This window comes from Kitasatospora sp. NPDC004615 (assembly GCF_042873545.1).
In the GTDB taxonomy this organism is placed as follows: domain Bacteria; phylum Actinomycetota; class Actinomycetes; order Streptomycetales; family Streptomycetaceae; genus Kitasatospora.
The window spans coordinates 148886-168482 of the sequence record NZ_JBIALQ010000004.1; the positions used below are offsets into that span (position 1 = coordinate 148886).

At 71.2% G+C, this 19597-nt stretch carries 22 protein-coding genes; 17 read left to right on the forward strand and 5 right to left on the reverse strand.

The features are described from left to right. Positions 1 to 71: 71 nt before the first annotated feature. The 4 genes from ACFYS8_RS15535 to cpt all read left to right on the forward strand — a co-directional run bounded on the left by ACFYS8_RS15535 (position 72) and on the right by cpt (position 2227). A complete protein-coding gene (locus tag ACFYS8_RS15535; protein ID WP_387641026.1) occupies positions 72 to 944 on the forward strand; it encodes an MBL fold metallo-hydrolase in 873 nt (290 codons plus the stop codon). A gap of 70 nt (positions 945 to 1014) precedes the next feature. Further along, positions 1015 to 1194, forward strand: coding sequence for a hypothetical protein (locus ACFYS8_RS15540; RefSeq protein ID WP_387641028.1), 180 nt, complete (start codon positions 1015 to 1017; stop codon positions 1192 to 1194). A gap of 5 nt (positions 1195 to 1199) precedes the next feature. After that, positions 1200 to 1664 (forward strand): hypothetical protein, encoded by a 465-nt coding sequence (locus ACFYS8_RS15545; protein ID WP_387641030.1) that lies wholly within the window; start codon positions 1200 to 1202, stop codon positions 1662 to 1664. Then, positions 1661 to 2227 carry a chloramphenicol phosphotransferase CPT gene (cpt, locus tag ACFYS8_RS15550; RefSeq protein ID WP_387641033.1) on the forward strand — a complete coding sequence of 189 codons (567 nt, stop codon included), beginning with the start codon at positions 1661 to 1663 and terminating at the stop codon, positions 2225 to 2227. The genes ACFYS8_RS15545 and cpt overlap by 4 nt, the downstream gene beginning before the upstream one ends. A 131-nt stretch (positions 2228 to 2358) precedes the next feature. On the opposite strand, the gene ACFYS8_RS15555 is transcribed toward cpt, so the two are convergent. Beyond that, positions 2359 to 4893, reverse strand: coding sequence for a DEAD/DEAH box helicase (locus tag ACFYS8_RS15555; protein WP_387641036.1), 2535 nt, complete (start codon positions 4891 to 4893; stop codon positions 2359 to 2361). Positions 4894 to 5049: 156 nt separating this feature from the next. Here ACFYS8_RS15555 and ACFYS8_RS15560 point away from each other — a divergent pair, with 156 nt between their 5' ends. Continuing rightward, complete coding sequence (locus ACFYS8_RS15560; protein WP_387641039.1) at positions 5050 to 5361, forward strand: hypothetical protein; 312 nt, start codon at positions 5050 to 5052, stop codon at positions 5359 to 5361. Between the two features lies 1 nt (position 5362). On the opposite strand, the gene ACFYS8_RS15565 is transcribed toward ACFYS8_RS15560, so the two are convergent. Then, the gene (locus ACFYS8_RS15565) at positions 5363 to 6313 is read right to left on the reverse strand and encodes a beta-ketoacyl-ACP synthase III (RefSeq protein ID WP_387641041.1); all 951 of its coding nucleotides are present in this window, start codon (positions 6311 to 6313) and stop codon (positions 5363 to 5365) included. A gap of 699 nt (positions 6314 to 7012) precedes the next feature. Here ACFYS8_RS15565 and ACFYS8_RS15570 point away from each other — a divergent pair. The 3 genes from ACFYS8_RS15570 to ACFYS8_RS15580 all read left to right on the forward strand — a co-directional run bounded on the left by ACFYS8_RS15570 (position 7013) and on the right by ACFYS8_RS15580 (position 9683). Further along, on the forward strand, positions 7013 to 7414 hold the full coding sequence (locus tag ACFYS8_RS15570) for a spore-associated protein A (RefSeq protein WP_387641044.1): 402 nt from the start codon (positions 7013 to 7015) through the stop codon (positions 7412 to 7414). Between the two features lie 302 nt (positions 7415 to 7716). Beyond that, complete coding sequence (locus ACFYS8_RS15575; RefSeq protein WP_387641047.1) at positions 7717 to 8055, forward strand: hypothetical protein; 339 nt, start codon at positions 7717 to 7719, stop codon at positions 8053 to 8055. A 467-nt stretch (positions 8056 to 8522) separates the two neighbouring features. Then, positions 8523 to 9683 (forward strand): hypothetical protein, encoded by a 1161-nt coding sequence (locus ACFYS8_RS15580; RefSeq protein WP_387641050.1) that lies wholly within the window; start codon positions 8523 to 8525, stop codon positions 9681 to 9683. A gap of 13 nt (positions 9684 to 9696) precedes the next feature. On the opposite strand, the gene ACFYS8_RS15585 is transcribed toward ACFYS8_RS15580, so the two are convergent. Beyond that, entirely contained in the window at positions 9697 to 10131 is a 435-nt protein-coding gene (locus ACFYS8_RS15585) for an ester cyclase (RefSeq protein ID WP_387641052.1), read from the reverse strand. 237 nt (positions 10132 to 10368) lie between these two features. On the opposite strand from ACFYS8_RS15585, the gene ACFYS8_RS15590 reads away from it, so the two are divergent. From ACFYS8_RS15590 to ACFYS8_RS15600, 3 genes are read left to right on the forward strand one after another with little or no spacing between them, the layout of a single operon-like run. After that, positions 10369 to 10980: a TetR/AcrR family transcriptional regulator gene (locus ACFYS8_RS15590; protein ID WP_387641054.1), complete on the forward strand. Its 612-nt coding sequence runs from the start codon at positions 10369 to 10371 to the stop codon at positions 10978 to 10980. Between the two features lie 28 nt (positions 10981 to 11008). Then, positions 11009 to 11572: a YrhB domain-containing protein gene (locus tag ACFYS8_RS15595; protein ID WP_387641057.1), complete on the forward strand. Its 564-nt coding sequence runs from the start codon at positions 11009 to 11011 to the stop codon at positions 11570 to 11572. A gap of 57 nt (positions 11573 to 11629) precedes the next feature. After that, on the forward strand, positions 11630 to 12526 hold the full coding sequence (locus ACFYS8_RS15600) for a serine hydrolase (protein WP_387641060.1): 897 nt from the start codon (positions 11630 to 11632) through the stop codon (positions 12524 to 12526). 7 nt (positions 12527 to 12533) lie between these two features. Here ACFYS8_RS15600 and ACFYS8_RS15605 read toward each other — a convergent pair whose 3' ends face one another. Together ACFYS8_RS15605 and ACFYS8_RS15610 are read right to left on the reverse strand one after the other, a co-directional pair. Further along, the gene (locus tag ACFYS8_RS15605) at positions 12534 to 12899 is read right to left on the reverse strand and encodes a VOC family protein (RefSeq protein WP_387641063.1); all 366 of its coding nucleotides are present in this window, start codon (positions 12897 to 12899) and stop codon (positions 12534 to 12536) included. After that, on the reverse strand, positions 12896 to 13501 hold the full coding sequence (locus ACFYS8_RS15610; protein WP_387641065.1) for a TetR/AcrR family transcriptional regulator: 606 nt from the start codon (positions 13499 to 13501) through the stop codon (positions 12896 to 12898). The genes ACFYS8_RS15605 and ACFYS8_RS15610 overlap by 4 nt, the downstream gene beginning before the upstream one ends. Positions 13502 to 13618: 117 nt before the next feature. Here ACFYS8_RS15610 and ACFYS8_RS15615 point away from each other — a divergent pair, with 117 nt between their 5' ends. The 6 genes from ACFYS8_RS15615 (at position 13619) to ACFYS8_RS15640 (ending at position 19511) form a co-directional block, all read left to right on the forward strand. Next, entirely contained in the window at positions 13619 to 14080 is a 462-nt protein-coding gene (locus tag ACFYS8_RS15615; protein WP_387641068.1) for a hypothetical protein, read from the forward strand. Positions 14081 to 14273: 193 nt separating this feature from the next. Next, positions 14274 to 15116: a nitrilase-related carbon-nitrogen hydrolase gene (locus tag ACFYS8_RS15620; RefSeq protein WP_387641069.1), complete on the forward strand. Its 843-nt coding sequence runs from the start codon at positions 14274 to 14276 to the stop codon at positions 15114 to 15116. 5 nt (positions 15117 to 15121) lie between these two features. Continuing rightward, a complete protein-coding gene (gene hydA, locus ACFYS8_RS15625; protein ID WP_387641071.1) occupies positions 15122 to 16510 on the forward strand; it encodes a dihydropyrimidinase in 1389 nt (462 codons plus the stop codon). 17 nt (positions 16511 to 16527) lie between these two features. Then, positions 16528 to 17529 (forward strand): TIGR03842 family LLM class F420-dependent oxidoreductase, encoded by a 1002-nt coding sequence (locus tag ACFYS8_RS15630; protein ID WP_387641074.1) that lies wholly within the window; start codon positions 16528 to 16530, stop codon positions 17527 to 17529. Continuing rightward, complete coding sequence (locus ACFYS8_RS15635; protein WP_387641076.1) at positions 17526 to 18992, forward strand: multicopper oxidase family protein; 1467 nt, start codon at positions 17526 to 17528, stop codon at positions 18990 to 18992. The genes ACFYS8_RS15630 and ACFYS8_RS15635 overlap by 4 nt, the downstream gene beginning before the upstream one ends. A gap of 39 nt (positions 18993 to 19031) precedes the next feature. Next, positions 19032 to 19511 (forward strand): macro domain-containing protein, encoded by a 480-nt coding sequence (locus tag ACFYS8_RS15640; protein WP_387641079.1) that lies wholly within the window; start codon positions 19032 to 19034, stop codon positions 19509 to 19511. Positions 19512 to 19597 lie beyond the last annotated feature (86 nt).

Genomic DNA, 19597 nt, shown 5'->3' on the forward strand with positions numbered 1-19597 from the left:
GCTCGGGATACCTCTTGAAGTGCCGGGCCGCACCGGCCCGTTGACGGAAATCGACTCTCCGGAGGACAGCCATGGGCGAAGACTGGTACGTGGACGACCGATGCACCGGGTGCGACGTGGCGCGGCAGCTCGCGCCGGGCCTGATCGTGCAGGTGGGCCGGGGCTCCGAACTGGTGCGACAGCCACGCGACGCAACGGAGCTGGCGGCCGTGAATGCCGCCGCGTTCGCCTGCCACACCCGTTCGATCCGCCGGCACTCGGGCCCGCTGGACCCGGCGGCGGACCCGTTCCCGCTCGCCATCGACGCCAACGTCCTGCTCTGCGGCCACAATTCGCGGCGCACGGCCGCCGCCAACTCCTACCTGCTGCGGCGGCCGGACGGCACCGTGATGATGATCGACACGCCGCGCTGGTCGGAGTCGCTCGCCACCCGCTACGAGAAGCACGGGCGGGTGACCGACGTCCTCCTGACCCACCGCGACCACGCCGCGCACGGCCGCGTCTACGCTGACCGACTTGGTGCTCAACTCTGGATCCACGAGGGCGACTTGGACTCCTCACCGGACGCCGACCGGGTGCTGCGCGGCACCGATCCGGTCGAGATCGCCGAGGGCGTCGTCGCTCACCCCCTGCCGGGCCACACCGAGGGCAGCGTGCTGTTCCTCGCCGACGACCGGTACTGCTTCAGCGGCGACAGCCTCTACTGGTCGCGCGCCGCCGGGGCGTTGGCCGTCGCCGAACACGTCACCTGGTACTCCATCGAGGAACAGGCCGCCTCACTCGCCCGCGTCGCACCCCACCTCCGGTTCGAGTGGATCCTCCCGGGCCACGGCGACCGCAACCACCTGCCCGCCGAACAGATGGCCGAACAACTGTGCGCCCTGGTCGCCCACGTCGGCCAACTGGCGCCCGTGCCAGTGGATTTCGACGCCCATCAGTGGTGAGGACGGCTGTCACCGGCGCTTGGGATCATGGTCGTTGCCGGCGTGGGCACGCGGGCATCACGACCCGGAGGTGGCTCGAACGGACCCGTGGCAGAAGCTGTCGGCGTTGGTGGAGGAACGGCTGAAGGCGGCCTCGCCCGGTGAGCGCGGTGTTTTCGCCGCCGGCGTCGCGGAACGGCTCATGGGCCGGCACGTGGCGCTGCCCGAGGACGAGCAGGCGCCTTCACGCTGCGCCTGCGCCCCCTGCTGAATGCCGTGTGGGAGGGCGTCCTCGGCGACTCGACGGCCTTCCCGGCGGTCAACCGCGGCGTCGCCGAGTTCATGCTCAGCGAGTACTGCCACAACGACGGCCAGAACGGCCCGGACGACGCGGACGAGCCCGCCGCGGCGGCGATACTGTTCGCCGCGCACGCCTACCTGTTCGGCTGCCACGACTTCGCCGTTCGGGCCGGCGGCCGGGCGGTGGAAGCCGTTGACCACCACCTCCAGTACCTGCCCGAGACGGCGGAGGACGAGCTTCCGATCGACTCCGACGAGGCGCTGGCCGCCGACCTGCGGCGCCAGCTCCGGGATCTCGATCTCATCGCCGACTTCTCGAAGGAGCTCCGCCACGCAGAGATGGGACTGCCCATCGACACCTCGATCCGCCTCCACGCGGAGCTGCGGACCCCGCTCTCCGGTCAGGAGTGGGCACCCGAGGCGGGTACCGTGGCCCGATGACCATTCGGGTGATCGTACTCAACGGCGGTTCCAGCAGCGGAAAGAGCAGCCTCGCGCGCGCGTTGCAGGCCCAACTGCCGGAGCCCTGGCTGACGTTCGGGATCGACGGGCTGATCGAGGCGATGCCCCCGGAACTGCTGGCCGGGGACGCCGGGCTCGACCTCGGCGGGGACGGCACCGTCACCGTCGGTGACACCTTCCGGCGGCTGGAGGCCGCCTGGATGGCCGGTGTGGCCGCCACCGTGCGGGCGGGGGCGGGCGTGATCGTCGACGACGTGTTCCTCTCCGGATCGGAGTCCCAACAGCGCTGGCGCGAGGCCCTGTTGGGCCTGGACGTGCTCTGGGTCGGAGTCCGCTGCGACCCGGCCGAGGCGGCCGCGCGCGAGCGGGCCCGGCCCGATCGGACGACAGGCATGGCCGAGGACCAGGCGGAAAGGGTGCACCAAGGCGTCCACTACGACCTGGAGGTGGACACCACCCGCACCCGGCCCACCGAGTGCGCCCGAGCGATCACGGAGCGGCTGGCCCGACCGGGCCCGAGGACTGTCGGTGGTCGTCGCTAGCGTGCAGCGGTCCGATCGACCGACTGTGCAGCGAGGTTCGCGATGACCGTCCGATTCCCGGCCGAGTGGTGCAACACCACGACCTGGCAGCGGCCCCCCGCGGGCTGAGTGTGCGGGGGGCCGCCGGGGCGTCAGTGCGCGCCCACCGCCGTGATCTTGACGACTGCGCGGCCTTCCTCGTCGGAGCCGTACAGGTCGACCTCGGCGGAGATGCCCCAGTCGTGGTCGCCGTTGGGGTCGTCGAAGATCTGGCGGACGCGCCACAGGCCCTCGTCCTCGACCTCCTCGATCAGCAGCATCTTCGGGCCGCGGGCGTTCGGGCCGGTGAAGAGGTCGTCGTACTCCTCCCAGTACCCGTCCATCGCGTCCGCCCAGCGGTCGGCGTCCCAGCCGTCCTCGCCGTCGAGTTCGGCGAGGGAGTCGTAGTGCTCCAGCGCGCACAGCTCGACCCGGCGGAACAGCTCGTTGCGGACCAGCACCCGGAAAGCGCGGGAGTTCGCGGTGACCGGCGCCGGCTTGTCGTCGAGGCGGACCTCGCCCGCCTCCGGCTCGGTCGGGTTGGCCAGCGCCTCCCACTCGTCCAGCAGCGAGGAGTCGACCTGGCGGACCAGCTCGCCCAGCCAGGCGATGACGTCCTTCAGGTCGTCCGTCTTGATGTCGTCCGGGACGGTCTGCTCCAGCGCCTTGAACGCGCCCGCCAGGTAGCGCAGCACGATGCCCTCGGTGCGCGCCAGCTCGTAGAAGCCCACGTAGTCGGTGAACGTCATGGCGCGCTCGTACAGGTCGCGGACCACGGACTTCGGCTGCAACGGGTGGTCGCCGATCCACGGGTGCGCCCGGCGGTACACGTCGTAGGCGTGGCCGAGCTGCTCCTCCAGCGGCTTCGGGTACGTGATCTCCTCGAGCCGGTTCATCCGCTCCTCGTACTCGATGCCGTCGCGCTTCATCTCCGCCACGGCCTCCCCACGCGCCTTGTTCTGCTGCGAGGCGAGGATCTGCCGCGGGTCGTCCAGGGTGGCTTCGACGACCGAGACCACGTCGAGCGCGTAGGACGGCGACTCCGGGTCGAGCAGTTCGAACGCGGCCAACGCGAAGGTGGACAGCGGCTGGTTCAGCGCGAAGTTCTCCTGCAGGTCCAGGGTCAGGCGCACCCTGCGGCCCTCGGAGTCCGGCTGGTCGAGCTGCTCCACCACGCCGCCCTGCAGCAGCGAACGGTAGATGGCGATCGCGGTGCGGATGTGGCGGCGCTGCGCCGGGCGGTCCTCGTGGTTGTCGGTGAGCAGCTTGCGCATCGCCTCGAACGCGTTGCCCGGGCGGCCGATGACGGACAGCAGCATCGCGTGGCTGACCTTGAACCGGGAGACCAGCGGCTCCGGGTCGGCGCCGATCAGGCGCTCGAAGGTCTCCTCGGTCCACGAGACGAACCCGTCCGGGGCCTTCTTGCGAACGACCTTCTTGCGCTTCTTCGGGTCGTCGCCGGCCTTCGCCAGCGCCCGGTCGTTCTCCACCACGTGCTCGGGCGCCTGCGCGACCACCTGGCCGACGGTGTCGAAGCCGGCCCGGCCCGCGCGCCCGGCGATCTGGTGGAACTCGCGGGCCCGCAGGATCCGCACCCGCTGCCCGTCGTACTTGGACAGCGCGGTGAACAGCACCGTGCGGATCGGCACGTTGACGCCGACGCCGAGCGTGTCGGTGCCGCAGATCACCTTCAGCAGACCGGCCTGCGCGAGCCGCTCCACCAGGCGCCGGTACTTCGGCAGCATGCCGGCGTGATGCACACCGATCCCGTGCCGGACATAACGCGAGAGGTTCCGACCGAACTTGGTGGTGAAACGGAAGTTTCCGATCAGCTCGGCGATCGCGTCCTTCTCCTGCTTCGAGCACATGTTGATGCTCATCAGCGACTGCGCCCGCTCCACCGCCTCCTTCTGCGTGAAGTGGACGACGTACACCGGCGCCTGACCGGTGTTCAGCAGCTCCTCCAGCGTGTCGTGGAGAGACGTCCGCCGGTACTCGTAGAACAGCGGCACCGGGCGCTCCGCCGAACGCACCGCGACCGTCGGGCGGCCGGTGCGGCGGGTCAGGTCCTCCTCGAAGCGGCGGACGTCGCCGAGGGTCGCCGACATCAGCAGGAACTGCGCCTGCGGGAGTTCGAGCAGCGGGATCTGCCAGGCCCAGCCGCGGTCCGGCTCGGCGTAGAAGTGGAACTCGTCCATCACGACCTGGCCGATGTCGGCGCGCGGGCCGTCGTGCAGCGCGATCTGCGCCAGCACCTCGGCGGTGCAGCAGATGATCGGCGCGGTCGGGTTGACCGAGGCGTCGCCGGTCATCATGCCGACCTGCTCGGTGCCGAAGATCTTGCACAGGTCGAAGAACTTTTCCGACACCAGCGCCTTGATCGGCGCGGTGTAGAACGTCCGCTTCCCCTCGGCCAGCGCGGCGAAGTGCGCGCCCGCCGCGACCAGGGACTTTCCGGAGCCGGTCGGCGTCGCCAGGATCACGTTGTTCCCGGAGACCAGCTCGATTAGCGCCTCCTCCTGGGCGGGGTAGAGGGTGATGCCGCGCTCCGACGCCCACTCGGCGAAGGTCTCGAACAGCGAGTCGGGCGTGGCGGGTTTCGGCATCAGGTCCAGGAGGGTCACTCCGCTATCTTGCCCGTCCGACATGACCATGAGCAAAGCTCGGGCCCGCACGGTCCGCCCGTGCTGCCGCCGACGCGCCCTGGCGATTCCGGTCCGTGCCTGGCTTGTCGCCGTGCGTTACGGGATGATCGGGCGGCCCGCCCCCGGAACCGTCGGGGGCGACCCGACGGAAGGACCCTCATGCGCAAGCGAGTTGCCGGCCTGGCTGTTGCCGCCCTGGCGATGGCGGCCGGACCGGCCGCGGCGTTCACCGAGACGGTGGCCGCGACCGGCGCCCCGAGCGGAGTCGTCGCGATCTGCCCCGAGGGCGTCAACCCCTCGGACGTGCACGTGACGAACGGCGACGGCACCCCGCTCGGGCCCGACCAGCGCGTGCACACCACGGCCGTCGGCGCCACCGGCGTCGGCGCGTGGATCGCCCCCTACCAGGACTCCCCGCCGCCGCCGGCTTCGATCCGCCTGACCATCACCTGCACCGACTCCGGTCAATGAGTCAGGGGCAGGTGACGACCTGACCGGCCCAGGACAGGCCGCCGCCGAACGCGAACAGCAACACCCGGGCGCCGGACCGCAGTTCACCGCGCTCCACCAGCTTCGCCAGCGCCAGCGGGACGGACGCCGCCGAGGTGTTGCCGGAGTCCACCACGTCCCGGGCGATCACCGCGTTCTCGGACAGGCCCAGCTTCTGCACCAGCGACTCGATGATCCGCAGGTTCGCCTGGTGCGTCACCACCCCGTCCAGCTCCGCCGGGCTCAACCCGGCCGCCCGGCACGCCTGCTCGGCCAGCGCGGGCAGCTCCGTGGTCGCCCAGCGGAACACCGCCTGCCCGTCCTGCTCGAACCGCGGCTGCCAGGCGTCCAGCAGCCGCACCGCGCTCGCCCGCGACGGATCCGACCCCCACACCACCGGCCCGACACCGGTCCCCGGGCCGTCGGTCGCCGACAGCACCGCCGCGCCCGCGCCGTCGCCGAGCAGGATGCAACTGCGGCGGTCCGTCCAGTCGGTGACGTCCGACATCTTCTCCGCGCCGATCACCAGCGCGTGCCGGGCGGCGCCCGCGCGCAGCGAGTGGTCGGCCAGCGAGAGCGAGGTGCAGAAGCCCGCGCAGCCGTTGTTCACGTCGAACGCGACGGCGGACGGGATGCCCAGGCGGGCCGCGACCTGCGCCGCGATCGACGGGCAGCGGTCCATCGCGCTGCACGTCGCCACCGTGATCTGCCCGATCTCCGCCGGTTCCAGCCCCGATGCCGCCAGCGCCTTCGCGGCGGCGGTCGCGGCGAGGTCCGTCACCGACTCGTCCGGCCCCGCGATCCGGCGGGTGGCGATACCCGTCCGGCGCCGGATCCACTCGTCATTGGTGTCCACCATGGCCGCCAACTCGTCATTGGTCAGCACCCTGCTGGGCTGGTGGTGGCCGAGACCGGCGATACGGACTCCGGGCATGGCAGTTCCCTTCCGCAACAACGGCCACCGGCCGCGCGCCGGAGGCAACGGCCTGGAATATAGCAACCGACCGATCGGAAGCTAAACGCCGCGCGTCACGGCTCCGCCGGACAGCCGACCGGCGGGAGGCCCGCTACGTGGCGTCCTGCCGGTGCTGATGGTGGTCCCCGCTGGTGGTCACAGCCCTCTTCGCTGCCCAGGGATCCACCGCGAGATCCGGACGGTCGGAGCTTCGACGCATTCGTGCCGGTCGGATCCGAACGCATGCATCGACTTGGCCTCCGCACTCATGGGCTCACCGGGACTCTGAAGCGCCCCACCCGGCCGTCATCGTCCGTCGTGGGGCGGCCCACAATTTTTCAAATCCCTTCGTACTCGTCAAGGCCGTATCCGACTCAAGTGGCTGGCGTGACAGAATTCCGCCATGCGGGGCCATGTCTGCTTATGCCTGGTATGCCCAATCGTCGAGATCATTTTCATCACCAATATTCGGAAATCGATCTTCGGATCCTGGAAAAGAATCTTGAGTGCCGTTCTGTCGGGCCCCTTGACGGTCGGTCGAATGCGGTGCGAATGTTCTCGCCGTTGGTCCGGAGCGAATGCGGGCCATGTTCTGTCCGCGAATTCCTGGTAGGGCTGGTGGGGTCGGAAGATGTCCTTCTGGTGCGTACCTGGAATCGGTAAGACTCGGAGGGGAACATGCTCAAGAACGTCAAGCGGCTCGTAACCGGTGCGGCTGTGCTGGCCACCGCCAGCGCCGGTCTGATGATCGCCCCGTCCGTCGCCCAGGCCGCCACGTACAACGGCGCCTGCGGCTCGGGGTACTCCGTGATCGGCATCCTGCCGGTCACCGGCGGCACCGTGTTTCTGACCTACAACGGCTCCACCAACTGCGTTGTGACGGTGCGCAACAGCCCGGGGTCGGCCGTGTACATGGGCGCCTGGATCGAGCGGTCCGACGGCAGCGGATACCAGGGGGACTTCGGGAACTACACCACGTACGCCGGGCCGGTCTACGTCTACGCGCCGGGCTCGTGCATCGACTGGGGCGGCAACATCGGCGGCTCCTACGCGTCGCAGTCGAACTCGCACTGCGGCTGATGCCGCAACCCGCGTCGCACTGACCGGGTAAGCGGAAGAATGGCCGGCGTCCCATGTCGGCCATTCTTCTGCCATTTCTTGGCAATGTCCTGAAATTTGGAATCGAGGCCCTCGGAGTTCGCGGTAATTCGCTTCTCGGGATTTCGGTCAAGTCCCTTCTTGGCGCGATTTTGGCCATGCTCGGGTAATGCCCGGACCGGCATCGACGGAGACCTCCATAACGGCACAAAGCCCTGCGGCGCAGGCGCCTTTTCGCGTTCCTTGACTCGCGCGATGGCCAATCGGACCCGAGGTGCCGACAGTTGAGCGCCACGTATTGTGGTGGCGCGGTGAACCGAACGATCTTCCGGCCATTGCTGCCGCTGCTGGCCACCGCCACGGACCTCGACGCGACTGGCCCGGCCGATTTCGAACTGGGGGACGGAATCCGGGGCTGGCCGGAACAGTTCGCGCGGGCGGCCACCGGGGACGTGTACTGCTTTATCGGCGAAGGCGGCGAGGCGCGCCCGGTGGCGCACGTCAGCCTCGACGGCCAGGCAGAGCCCGGACGTGCTCGGGCTGCTCCGGCTCTGCCTGATGGCCCCGCGGTGGTGGGACGCGGTGGGCTGATGTGCTGCGCGGCGCCTCACCTGTCGCCCTGATGCTGCTGGTGGTCACCGACTTCCGGGGCATCGCCGCCGGCCTGGCGGCCCGGAACGGTGCCACCGTCCAGGACGTGGTCCTCAAGGGTCACGACGCCGGCCGCTTTCTGTTATTCGGCAGGAGCCGCACGGCCGGTGTTCTCCTCCTGGTCCGGTCCGGCTTCGGCCTGCTGCTCGTCGTCCCTCTGCAGATGGCGGTCCCGGACGGCGGAGGAAGCCGGACCGTGCTCCGGCCGGGCTCGGCGGGGCGGAACGCCGTACGACCTGGTGTGGCCGCTGACCTCCCCGGGTTTTTGCTCTGCCCTCGGCGAGGCGCCGTCCGACGCGCTCCGGCTCTGCTTCGACGTCGTGGCGATCCTTCGGCACGTGCTCGACGCCTTCGCAGCCGCGAGTTGTCGGTGGGGGAGGGCATGATCGTCGCGGTCGGCGCGGGGTGCGTCGGTGTGGCGGACTCGTGGGCGGCTCGAATGGACACCTGGCAGGAACTCGACGCGGTGGTGGCGGAGCGGCTGAGGTCGGTGTCGTCCGAGGAGCGGCAGGTCTTTGCGGCGGGCGTCGCGGAGCGGCTGATGCGTCGGCATGAGGCTCTGCCCGAGGGTGAGCGGGCGCCGTTCACGCTGAGCCTGCGGCCGCTGCTGGACGCCGTGTGGGAGGGCGTGCTCGGCGACTCGACGGCTTTCGCGGCGATCAACCGCGGCGTCGCCGAGTACATGCTCAGCGAGTACTGCCACAACGAGGGCCAGCACGGTCCGGACGACGCCGACGAGTCTGCCGCGGCGGCCGCGCTGTACGCCGCGCACGCCTACCTGTTCGGCTGCCGGAAGTACGCGAGCTGGAACAGCGGCCGGGCGCTGGAGGCCGTTGAACAGCACCTGGAGCAGCTGTCCGAGACGGTCGAACTCTCCGATGCCGACCCGGACGAGGCGATGTCCGCCGAACTGCGGCGGCAGCTGCGCGACCTCGACCTGATCGCAGGCTTCTCGAACGAGCTCCGCCACGCCGGCCTGGGCCTGCCCGTCGACACCTCGACGCGCCTCCACGCCGAGCTGCGCGCACCGCTCTCGTCGGAGTTGCTGCTGCCGCTGCTGGCCGGCGACGAGGACGCCGTCGCGTTCTTCGCCGCCGTCGCGGACCTCGACGCGACGAGCCCTGACGACCACGAGCTGGAGGACGGGGTACGGCTCGCGTCCGGGGCCCGGCTGGAGCAGTTCGCGCGGGCGGCCAGCGGGGACGCGTACTGCTTCGTCGGTGAGGGCGGCGAGGAGCGTCCGGTGGTGTACGTGAGCCTCGACGGCCAGGCCGGGTTGCTCGCCGTCGGGCTGCCCGAACTGGTGCGCCTGTGCCTCGCCGTGCCGTGGTGGGGAGAGGTGCGCGGAGGTTCGCTCGACGGGCTCGGGGACGCTGCCGACGACTACCGGGCGGACATCCCCGACCTCGGCGCCCGCCGGGACCGCGCCGCCCGGGCCCTCGGCCTCGACCCGGCCACGCTGCCCTCCGAGGCGACGGCCCTCGCCCGGCTCGCCGAACTCTCCCGGGGGCCGGTGGCCGCGGTGAGCCTCGTCGTCGGTCCGGACGGAGACCCGTTCGACCCGCTGTTCGACGCCGATCGGGACGCCGATCAGGGCTGAGTGCCCACCCGGCCTACTCGGGCGGCCCGTCGAGCGGCGGGATCACGTCGAGCTGCTGGAGGAAGCCGAGGACGTCCTTGTCCGACCACTTCTCGGCGAGCTTCCCGTTCTCGATGCGGTGGACCACCGTCGCCGTCATGGTGATCGGCCGCCCGGTCGCCGGGATGCCCGGCAGGTCGCCCACGCATGTGCCGCGGCCCGTCAGCCGGGTCACGACCTTGTCGCCCTCCGCGATCTGGTCCTCGATCTCGTGCACCCCGGGCGTAGCCTCCCAGAACAGGCGGAACGCCTGCTTCAGCCCCTCGCGTCCGGGCGCGAGCCCGGGGAACGGCGGCGGTGAGTGGTCCACGTAGTCCGCGGAGACCAGCTCGTCCATGGCCTCCAGGTTGCCCGCATCGATCTCCCGGTAGAACCGGCGGACCAGACTTTTGTTCTCTTCGATGGACATGGGTGCCTCTCCGCACGTTCGGCCGCGCCGTCGGACCGGCGCACGACGCCCGAATCCTCCCCCCGCCCCGTCCCCGGCGCGCATGGACGCGGTGGCCGTTCACTCAGAAGCAGCCACCCGGGTCACTCGCCACCGCCCGCACCCTGACCTGCCGCTCCACCCGGCAGCCGGGTTCACCGCACCAGGCCGGCACCACGTAGGATTTCCGGACCGCACCGCGCGACCGAGAGGGGAACGATGAGCCCGCGCAACACCGTGGCCGAGGCGCGTCGGACCCGGGACCGGATTGTCGACCGGAGCGTGGCGCTGGCGTCGGTGGACGGCCTCGAAGGGCTCACCATCGGGCGGCTGGCCACCGATCTCGGGCTCAGCAAGGCCGGCGTGCTGGGGCACTTCGGCACCAAGGAGACCCTCCAGCTCGCCACCCTGGAACGGGCCTCCGCGCTCTTCACCACCCTCGTCTGGGAGCCGGCCGCGGACGCCGAACCCGGGCTGCGGCGGCTGCGCGCCGTGTGCGAGAGCTGGATCTCGTACCTGGAACACGCCCGCGAGGTTTTCCCCGGCGGGTGCCTGTTCACCACCGCCGCCGTCGAGTTCGACGCGCATGACGGGCCCGTCCGCAAGAACGTCGCCCGGCTGCTGCTGGTGTGGCGCCGGCGCCTGGCCGGCGAGGTCCGGCTCGCGATCGAGGCCGGGGAGCTGCCCGCCGACACCGACCCCGAGCAGATCGTCCACGAGCTGACGGGGATCTACCTGGCGCTCAACCAGTCCCTCCAGCTCCTCCGCGACCCGCTCGCCGCCACCCGCACCCGTCACGCCCTGAACCGCCTGCTGCCCGCCGCGGCCTGACGACCGGCCCGGGCGGGATGCTGGGGGCATGATCGAACGAGAGACCGCGATCCGGGTCGTCGAGGAGCAGCTGGAGAGCGAGTACCGGCGCCAACCGGTCGCGGGGCGGCAGCGGATGGTGGTGACGGGCGCGGCCGAGCACGAGCTGGTCTGGATCGTCGGGTACACCTCCGAGGAGTTCGCCCGCACCGGGGACCCGGCGCACATGCCGGGCGGTTGCGGTCTGTACCTCGTCGACCGGCTCGACGGAGGCCTGCACTCGGTCGGCACCGTTTCCGCCGTGACCGGCGACTGGGAGGCCGACTACCGCGCCCGGATCCGCGGGCTCCCAGTGCGCACCGCGGTGGACGATCTGCACGACGAGATCCGCGAACTCGACACCGGGCAAGGGAATTTGCATGCCGTGCGGGCGCTGCGCCGGAGACTCCCGGTCCTGACGCCCACCGAGGCCCTCCAGTACGTGCGCGCCCTGCGGGACGGTGGTGTCCCGGCACACCTGGCGGCCGTCCCGACGGCGGAACTCGTCGAGCCCCTCAACCCGGTGCTCGCCGTCCACACCGTCCGGGCCGGCGGCGGAAATCCGATGGTGTGAGGAGCCGGGGGTCACCACGTGGTCGTTGCGCGCCGCGTCACTGGCAGTATCGGGGCCATGACACACGACATCCGCGAGATATTCGAACAGGCAGGCTGCGAAGGCGCGTTGTGCGTCCGGCCGGTGGTGGGCGACGGCGAGATCGTGCTGAACGCGGATCAACCGGTGGTCCCGGCCTCGGTGTTCAAGGTGCAGATCGCGCTGGAGGCGGAGACCGCGTTCGCCGACGGCCGGTTGGACCCGCGTGAGCGGGTGACGCTGACCGCCGCCGAGCGGACGCCGGGTCCGGTCGGGAGCTCGCTGTTCGCGGACGACGCGGTGCTCTCCTTGCGGGACATGGTTGTCCTGATGCTCACGATCAGCGACAACCCGGCAACCGACGCGCTGCTGCGCCGCGTCGGCGTCGACGCGGTGAACGCGACGGCGGCGCGCCTCGGGCTGACGGGCACGTTCGTCACGGCCGACCTGCGGACCATGCTCGACACCATCGGCGAGGATCTCGGGCGCGCCGACTGGGCGGACCTCCAGACCTGGGCGGCCGGCGCCCCGGCGGAGGAAGTGGCCCGGGCCGACGCGGAGCTGCCGGGCGTCCGCGCGATGGACCCGTCGCAGGGGACCCGGACCACCCCGCGCGACATGGCGGCCCTGCTGCGCCTGATCTGGACGGACCAGGCGGGCCCGGCCGCCGCGTGCGCGCGGGTGCGGGAGGTGATGGGGCAGCAGTTGACCCGGCACCGGATCGCCGGTGGGTTCCGGCCGCCGGTGCGGGTCGCGGCGAAGAGCGGCAGCCTGCTGGGCATTCCCCGCAACGAGATCGGCGTGGTCTCCTTCCCCGACGGCCGCCAGTACGCCGCCGCCGTCTTCACCCGCTCGCTGCCCGGCTCGGACGACGCCGCGATCAACCGCGCCATCGGCACCGCCACCGCCCGGGCCGTGGCTGCCCTGGGTGCCTGAGACGGGTTCACGCGGGGGACATCACCTCGAACAGGTTGCCCGCGTCGTCCGTGAAGTAGAGGCCCCGGGCGCACAGCGGGTGGTCGATGCGGCCGTTGTCGGGCGCCGACGGGTCGTTGCCGTACGGGGTGCCGGTGGCGCGCAGCCGGGCGAGGACGCCGTCGAAGGCGGCCGGTTCGACGTCGAACGCGAGGTGGTGTCCGGCGGGGTCGGGGACGGTGAGGAAGTCCAGCGTCAGCGTGGAGTTGACGCGGACGGGGGCGAAGTGGCGGTCGGGGCCGGCGTACTCCAGGCCCATCACGGTGGCGAAGAACCGGGCCGCGGCCTGGTTGTCGACGGCCGGGACGATGGTGTGGTTCAGGGTGATGGTCACGATCGGCCTTCCGGGTCGTCGAGGGCGCCGTGCAACAGGACATCGACCAGCTCGGCCGGGTCCAGGGGCGGTGCGTCGGCCGCGCCGGCGAACAGCAGGGCGAGGAAGAGCGAGGCCAGGCGCTCGGCCGGCAGGCGGAGCAACTCCCGTTCCGGCTCCATGAGTTCGGCCAGTGCCCGGCGGACGGGGAGGGTGCCGGCCGTGCGGTCGGGCGCCTCGCCGGTGCGGGCGGCGGGTCCGCGCGTGGTGTGCAGCGCGCCGAGCAGGGCGCCCAGCCGGTCCAGGTGGGCGCGCAGCGCGGTGGCGGCCTCGGTGAGCCGGTGGGGGAGCGGCAGCGTCAGCGGGATCAGGGCGAGCCGGTCGAGCGCGGGTTCGGGGCGCAACGCTTCGGCGACGCACGCGTCCAGCACGGCGTCCTTGTCGGCGAAGACCCGGAAGATCGTCCCCTCCCCGATCCCGGCGGCCCGGGCGATCCGGCGGGTGGTCACCGCGCTGCCGTACTCGATGACCAGCGGCAGCGCGGCCCGGACGATCATTTCGCGCCGCTGTTCGGCGTCCATCGACGGTGCTCTGCGGCGCCGTTCGGTCGGGGTCCCGGTCATGGGCGCCAGTATCGGAGTGAGCGCTCACTCCGGTCAAGCCGGGCCAGGGCGAAAACCGGGTGACAGCACGGCACTTGGCGTGGCAGGGTGCGAGGATGATCAGCTGTCGAAAGGCCGATGCCGCGTAACCGGCCGGGCGCCCTGCGGGCCGCCGCCGTCGCGTTCGTCGATCCGCCGCCGAGGATCCGTGGCCTGTCCGCTGCCGCGAGCCTGGATGTGCACCGGGCCGAGTGCGAGCGGCCGAGTTTCTTCCTGCGCCCCGGCGCCACCGGGCTTGCGCTGCGGCGGTACCGGGCGTTCCTGCATCCCTTCGGTGGGCGGCCGTTGTACCCGCGGGAGTCCCTGTGCCCGTCCTGCCCGGGGTGCGCCGGCGACGACGTCCGGCACTCGCGGGACGTGCTGGGCGAGGTCCTGCTCTTCCTGCCGGGTCGCTCCCGCGCCGAACTCGGCCGGCTGGTGCGCCCGTTGGATGCGGAGTTCCGCCGTCGGACGCTCCCTGATCCGTTCGCGGGGGAGCGGTTGGGGGCGGGTCTGGGCTGGTGGCATTGGCGGCTGGGGGAGAGCGCGTGGGACCGGTGAAGCGGTGCCGGGGCGGCGAGTTGGCGGTGGACGGCGGGATGATTTCGGCACCGTAAAACGGACTATCCGTAAATCGCCCCTATGTTGACTTTCCGTCGTCTTCCGCGTGGCACACCGGCATTTCCCGTGCACCTCCTAGTCTCGACGATCTACGGTGCCTCTTCCGCCGGGCCTTCGAGCGAGGAGTACGACTATGAGTCGTGTCGTCAGGGCTGCCCTGTTCCAGACCGCGTGGACGGGCGACAAGGAATCGATGATCGCGGCGCACGAGGCCGCCGCCCGGGAGGCCGCCGCGCAGGGGGCGGGGATCATCGGGTTCCAGGAGGTGTTCAACGCGCCGTACTTCTGCCAGGTGCAGGAACCCGAGCACTACGGGTGGGCCGAGGCCGTCCCGGACGGGCCGACCGTGCAGCGGATGTGCGCGCTCGCGCGGGAGCTGGGGATGGTGATGGTGGTCCCCGTCTACGAGATCGAGCAGGCCGGGTTCTACTACAACACCGCCGCCGTGATCGACGCCGACGGCAGCTATCTCGGCAAGTACCGCAAGCACCACATTCCGCAGGTGCACGGATTCTGGGAGAAGTACTACTTCAAGCCCGGAAATCTCGGCTGGCCGGTGTTCGACACGGCGGTCGGAAAGGTCGGCGTGAACATCTGTTACGACCGGCACTTCCCGGAGGGTTGGCGGGCACTCGGGCTCGCGGGCGCGGAGATCGTCTACAACCCGTCGGCGACCAGCCGCGGCCTGTCCGCCTACCTGTGGCAGCTGGAACAGCCCGCCGCCGCCGTCGCGAACGAGTACTTCGTGGCGGCGATCAACCGGGTCGGCGTCGAGGAGTACGGCGACAACGACTTCTACGGCAGCAGCTACTTCGTCGACCCGCGCGGCCAGTTCGTCGGCGAGGTCGCCTCCGACAAGCGCGAGGAACTCGTCGTCCGGGACCTCGACCTCGACCAGATCGACCAGGTGCGCCAACAGTGGGCGTTCTACCGGGACCGCCGGCCGGACGCCTACGGCCCGCTGACCGAGGCGTGAGCGCCATGACCCGGACCCTGATCACCGGCGGACTGGTCGTCACGGCCGCCGAGGAGATGCCCGCCGACGTGCTGATCGAGAACGGCACCGTCGTCGCACTGGGCCTGCCCGGCCGCCACCAGTGGGCCGCGGACCGGGTGTTCGACGCCGACGGCAAGTACGTGATCCCGGGCGGCGTGGACGTCCACACGCACATGGAGCTGCCGTTCGGCGGGACGAACGCCTCCGACACCTTCGAGACCGGCACCCGGGCCGCCGCCTGGGGCGGCACCACCACCATCGTCGACTTCGCCGTGCAGTCCAAGGGCGCCTCGCTGCGCGCCGGACTCGACGCCTGGCACGCCAAGGCCGACGGGCGCTGCGCCATCGACTACGGCCTGCACATGATCATGTCGGACGTCAACGAGTCGACGCTGCGCGAGATGCCCGGACTGATCGGCGAGGGCGTCACCTCGTTCAAGCTGTTCATGGCCTACCCGGGCGTCTTCTACTCCGACGACGGCCAGATCCTGCGCGCCATGCAGCAGGCCTCCGAGACCGGCGCGCTGATCATGATGCACGCCGAGAACGGCCCCGCCATCGACGTGCTGGTCGAGCAGGCGCTCGCCCGCGGCGAGAGGGACCCCCGCTACCACGGCGAGGTCCGCAAGGCGCTGCTGGAGGCCGAGGCCACCCACCGCGCCATCCAACTCGCCCGCGTCGCCGGCTCGCCGCTGTACGTGGTGCACGTCTCCGCCCGCGAGGCGCTCGCCGAACTCGCCGCCGCCCGCGACCTCGGCCTGCCGGTGTTCGGCGAGACCTGCCCGCAGTACCTGTTCCTGTCCACCGACAACCTCGCCGAACCGGACTTCGGGGGCGCCAAGTACGTGTGCTCCACGCCGCTGCGGCCCAAGGACCACCAGGCGGCGCTCTGGCGCGGGCTGCGCACCGACGACCTCCAGGTGGTCTCCACCGACCACTGCCCGTTCTGCTTCAAGGGGCAGAAGGAACTCGGCCGCGGCGACTTCTCGAAGATCCCCAACGGCCTGCCCGGCGTGGAGAACCGGATGGACCTGCTGCACCAGGCCGTGGTGGACGGCCACCTGACGCGCCGCCGGTGGATCGACATCGCCTGCGCCGCGCCCGCCCGGATGTTCGGCCTGTACCCGCGCAAGGGCACCATCGCCCCCGGCGCCGACGCCGACGTGGTGATCTACGACCCGCACGCCACCCACACCCTGTCCGCCGCCACCCACCACATGAACGTCGACTACTCGGCGTACGAGGGCCGCACCGTCACCGGCCGGGTGGAGACCGTGCTGTCCCGCGGCGAGGTCGTCCTCGACCGCGGCCAGTACCTCGGCCGCCCCGGACACGGCGCCTTCCTGCCCCGTTCCACCTGCCAGTACCTCTGAGAGCGGAGATTCCCGCAGTGGATTTCGGACTCGTCCTGCAGACCGACCCGCCGGCCTCCAAGGTCGTCGAACTGATGCGCCGCGCCGAACAGCGCGGCTTCCGCTACGGCTGGACGTTCGACTCCGCCGTGCTGTGGCAGGAGCCGTTCGTGATCCACAGCCGGATCCTCGAACACACCGAGCGGCTGCACGTCGGCCCGATGGTCACCAACCCCGGCACCCGCAGCTGGGAGGTCACCGCCTCCACCTTCGCCACCCTCAACGACATGTACGGCAACCGCACCGTCTGCGGCATCGGCCGCGGCGACTCCGCGATGCGGGTGGCCGGCCGCCGCCCCAACACGCTGGCCCGGCTCGGTGAGGCCATCGACGCCATCCGCGACCTCGCCGAGGGCCGCGAGGCGATCGTCGACGGCACCCCGATCCGGATCCCCTGGATCAAGGACGGCCGCCTGCCCGTGTGGATGGCCGCCTACGGACCCAAAGCGCTCGCCCTGACCGGACAGAAGGCGGACGGCTTCATCCTCCAACTCGCCGACCCCTACCTCACCGAATGGATGGTCAAAGCCGTCCGCCACGCCGCCGAACAGGCCGGCCGCGACCCCGCCTCGATCACCGTCTGCGTCGCCGCGCCCGCCTACGTCGGCGACGACCTCGACCACGCCCGCGAACAGTGCCGCTGGTTCGGCGGCATGGTCGGCAACCACGTCGCCGACCTGGTCGCCCGCTACGGCGAACACTCCGACCTCGTCCCCGAGGAACTCACCGCCTACATCAAGGACCGGCACGGCTACGACTACAGCCACCACGGCCGCGCCGGAAACCCCTCCACCGACTTCGTCCCCGACGGCATCGTCGACCGGTTCTGCCTGCTCGGCCCCGTTGAGGCGCACATCGAGAAGCTGCGCGTCCTGCGCGAGGCGGGCGTCGACCAGTTCGCGGTGTACGCGATGCACGACGCCCGGGAAGCCACCATCGACGCCTACGGCGAGCACGTCATCCCGGCGCTGGCCCGTTGAACCGGCGCACCTTCCTCGCCCTCGCCGCACTCTCCGGCGCCACCGGCACGGCCGGCCTGGCCGCCGGCTGCGGATCCGGCACCGGGCACCACCCCGCGCCCCCGCCGCTCGACCTGTCCACCCCGCTGCGGATCCCGCCGCTGCTGCACCCCCCGGCGGATCTCGACGGCGTCCGCCGCTTCGAACTGATCATGGCTGCCGGGCAGTTCGAACTGCTGCCCGGCAAACCCACCACCACCTGGGGCTTCAACGGCGCCTACCTCGGCCCCACCCTGCGGGCCGGCCGCGGCGACCGGATCGCGATGACCGTCCGCAACGCCCTCCCCGAAGCCAGCACCGTCCACTGGCACGGCATGCGGCTGCCCGCCCGGATGGACGGCGGACCGCACCAACTGATCGCCGCCGGCCACCGCTGGACCCCCACCTGGACCATCGACCAGCCCGCCGCCACCACCTGGTACCACCCCCACCCGCACGGAGCCACCGCCAAGCACGTCTACCGCGGCCTGGCCGGGCTGTTCCTGATCGACGACGACCACGACGCCGAACTGCCCACCGGCTACGGCACCGACGACATCCCGCTGATCCTCCAGGACAAGAACCTCGACGACCACGGCCGGATCGACGGCGACCCGCTCAAAGGCCCCTTCGGCATCCTCGGCGACCGCATCCTGGTCAACGGCACCTACAACCCGCGCTTCGACGTCACCACCACCCGCCTGCGGCTGCGCCTGCTCAACGCCTCCAACGCCCGCATGTACCAGCTGGCGTTCGCCGACCGCCGCCCGTTCCACCTGGTCGCCACCGACGGCGGCCTGCTGGCCGCACCCGTCGAGACCGGCACGCTCGCCCTCACCCCCGGCGAACGCGCCGAGATCGTGGTCGGGTTCGACCCCGGCGACAACGTCGTGCTGCGCACCCTCGACACGGGCATCGACATCGGCATGGGCGACCTCGACCTGATTCGCTTCGTCGCCGCCGAGCAGCTGCGGCCCGCACCCGGCCTCCCCGCCGGCCTCCCCGCGCCCGCCCCCATCGTCCCGCCCGCCGACGCGAAGGTCCGTCACTTCACCCTCAGCGGACGCGACAGCATCAACGGCCGCCCGATGGACATGCAACGGATCGACGAGGTCGTCCCCGCCGGAGCCGTCGAGATCTGGGAGGTCGAGAACAGCACCGGCGCCTCCCACAACTTCCACATCCACGAAGTCGCCTTCCAGGTCCTGAACGCCCAAGGCACCCCCACCGGCGGCCACAAGGACACCGTCTTCACCCCCGCCCACACCACCGTCCGCCTGGCCGTCCAGTTCGGCCCGTTCAGCGACCCCGTCGAGCCGTACATGTACCACTGCCACGTCCTGCGCCACGAGGACGCCGGAATAATGGGCCAGTTCGTCACCGTCGCCCCCGGAACGGAGAGCGCGGTGCCGCGCACGTACGCGGGCCCCGCGCACGCGCACTGACCTGCAGGCTGTGTCGGTGCGGGCTGGGATGCTGCCCGGATGGAACAGACGATCAGTTATCTGCGCGGCGACGCCACCGCGCCGCAGGGCAAGGGCGTGCGGATCATCGCGCACGTCTGCAACGACCTCGGTGGGTGGGGCAAGGGATTCGTGCTCGCCCTGTCGCGGCGGTGGCCCGAACCGGAGGCCGCGTACCGGCGGTGGCACCGGGAGCGGGCGGGGAACGACTTCGGGCTCGGTGCGGTGCAGTTGGTGCAGGTCGAGTCGTACCTGTGGGTGGCGAACATGGTCGGCCAGCGCGGCATCAGGACCGGCCGCTCCACCGGCGTCCCCGTCCGCTACGAGGCCATCGACACCGCCCTCGCCACCCTCGGCGGCCATGCCCGCCGCCTCGGCGCCTCCGTCCACATGCCGCGGATCGGGTGCGGGCTGGCGGGCGGACGGTGGGAGCGCGTCGAGCCGCTGGTGGCCGCGCGGCTCACCGCGCGCGGGACGGCCGTGACGGTCTACGACTTCTGATCCGTCCTCAAGTCGATGTCCCGGGTGGGGTGTTGACCCGATGCCGGAGGTCTGCCTAGATTATCTTTGCTTGCAAACATAATCCG

Excerpts from the sequence above, each read along its gene's own strand:
- ACFYS8_RS15535 (WP_387641026.1), top strand. The coding sequence starts at position 72 with ATGGGCGAAGACTGGTACGTGGACGACCGATGCACCGGGTGCGACGTG.
- cpt (WP_387641033.1), top strand. The coding sequence starts at position 1,661 with ATGACCATTCGGGTGATCGTACTCAACGGCGGTTCCAGCAGCGGAAAG.
- ACFYS8_RS15555 (WP_387641036.1), bottom strand. The coding sequence starts at position 4,893 with ATGTCGGACGGGCAAGATAGCGGAGTGACCCTCCTGGACCTGATGCCG.
- ACFYS8_RS15560 (WP_387641039.1), top strand. The coding sequence starts at position 5,050 with ATGCGCAAGCGAGTTGCCGGCCTGGCTGTTGCCGCCCTGGCGATGGCG.
- ACFYS8_RS15565 (WP_387641041.1), bottom strand. The coding sequence starts at position 6,313 with ATGCCCGGAGTCCGTATCGCCGGTCTCGGCCACCACCAGCCCAGCAGG.
- ACFYS8_RS15570 (WP_387641044.1), top strand. The coding sequence starts at position 7,013 with ATGCTCAAGAACGTCAAGCGGCTCGTAACCGGTGCGGCTGTGCTGGCC.
- ACFYS8_RS15580 (WP_387641050.1), top strand. The coding sequence starts at position 8,523 with ATGGACACCTGGCAGGAACTCGACGCGGTGGTGGCGGAGCGGCTGAGG.
- ACFYS8_RS15585 (WP_387641052.1), bottom strand. The coding sequence starts at position 10,131 with ATGTCCATCGAAGAGAACAAAAGTCTGGTCCGCCGGTTCTACCGGGAG.
- ACFYS8_RS15590 (WP_387641054.1), top strand. The coding sequence starts at position 10,369 with ATGAGCCCGCGCAACACCGTGGCCGAGGCGCGTCGGACCCGGGACCGG.
- ACFYS8_RS15595 (WP_387641057.1), top strand. The coding sequence starts at position 11,009 with ATGATCGAACGAGAGACCGCGATCCGGGTCGTCGAGGAGCAGCTGGAG.
- ACFYS8_RS15600 (WP_387641060.1), top strand. The coding sequence starts at position 11,630 with ATGACACACGACATCCGCGAGATATTCGAACAGGCAGGCTGCGAAGGC.
- ACFYS8_RS15610 (WP_387641065.1), bottom strand. The coding sequence starts at position 13,501 with ATGACCGGGACCCCGACCGAACGGCGCCGCAGAGCACCGTCGATGGAC.
- ACFYS8_RS15615 (WP_387641068.1), top strand. The coding sequence starts at position 13,619 with ATGCCGCGTAACCGGCCGGGCGCCCTGCGGGCCGCCGCCGTCGCGTTC.
- ACFYS8_RS15620 (WP_387641069.1), top strand. The coding sequence starts at position 14,274 with ATGAGTCGTGTCGTCAGGGCTGCCCTGTTCCAGACCGCGTGGACGGGC.
- hydA (WP_387641071.1), top strand. The coding sequence starts at position 15,122 with ATGACCCGGACCCTGATCACCGGCGGACTGGTCGTCACGGCCGCCGAG.
- ACFYS8_RS15640 (WP_387641079.1), top strand. The coding sequence starts at position 19,032 with ATGGAACAGACGATCAGTTATCTGCGCGGCGACGCCACCGCGCCGCAG.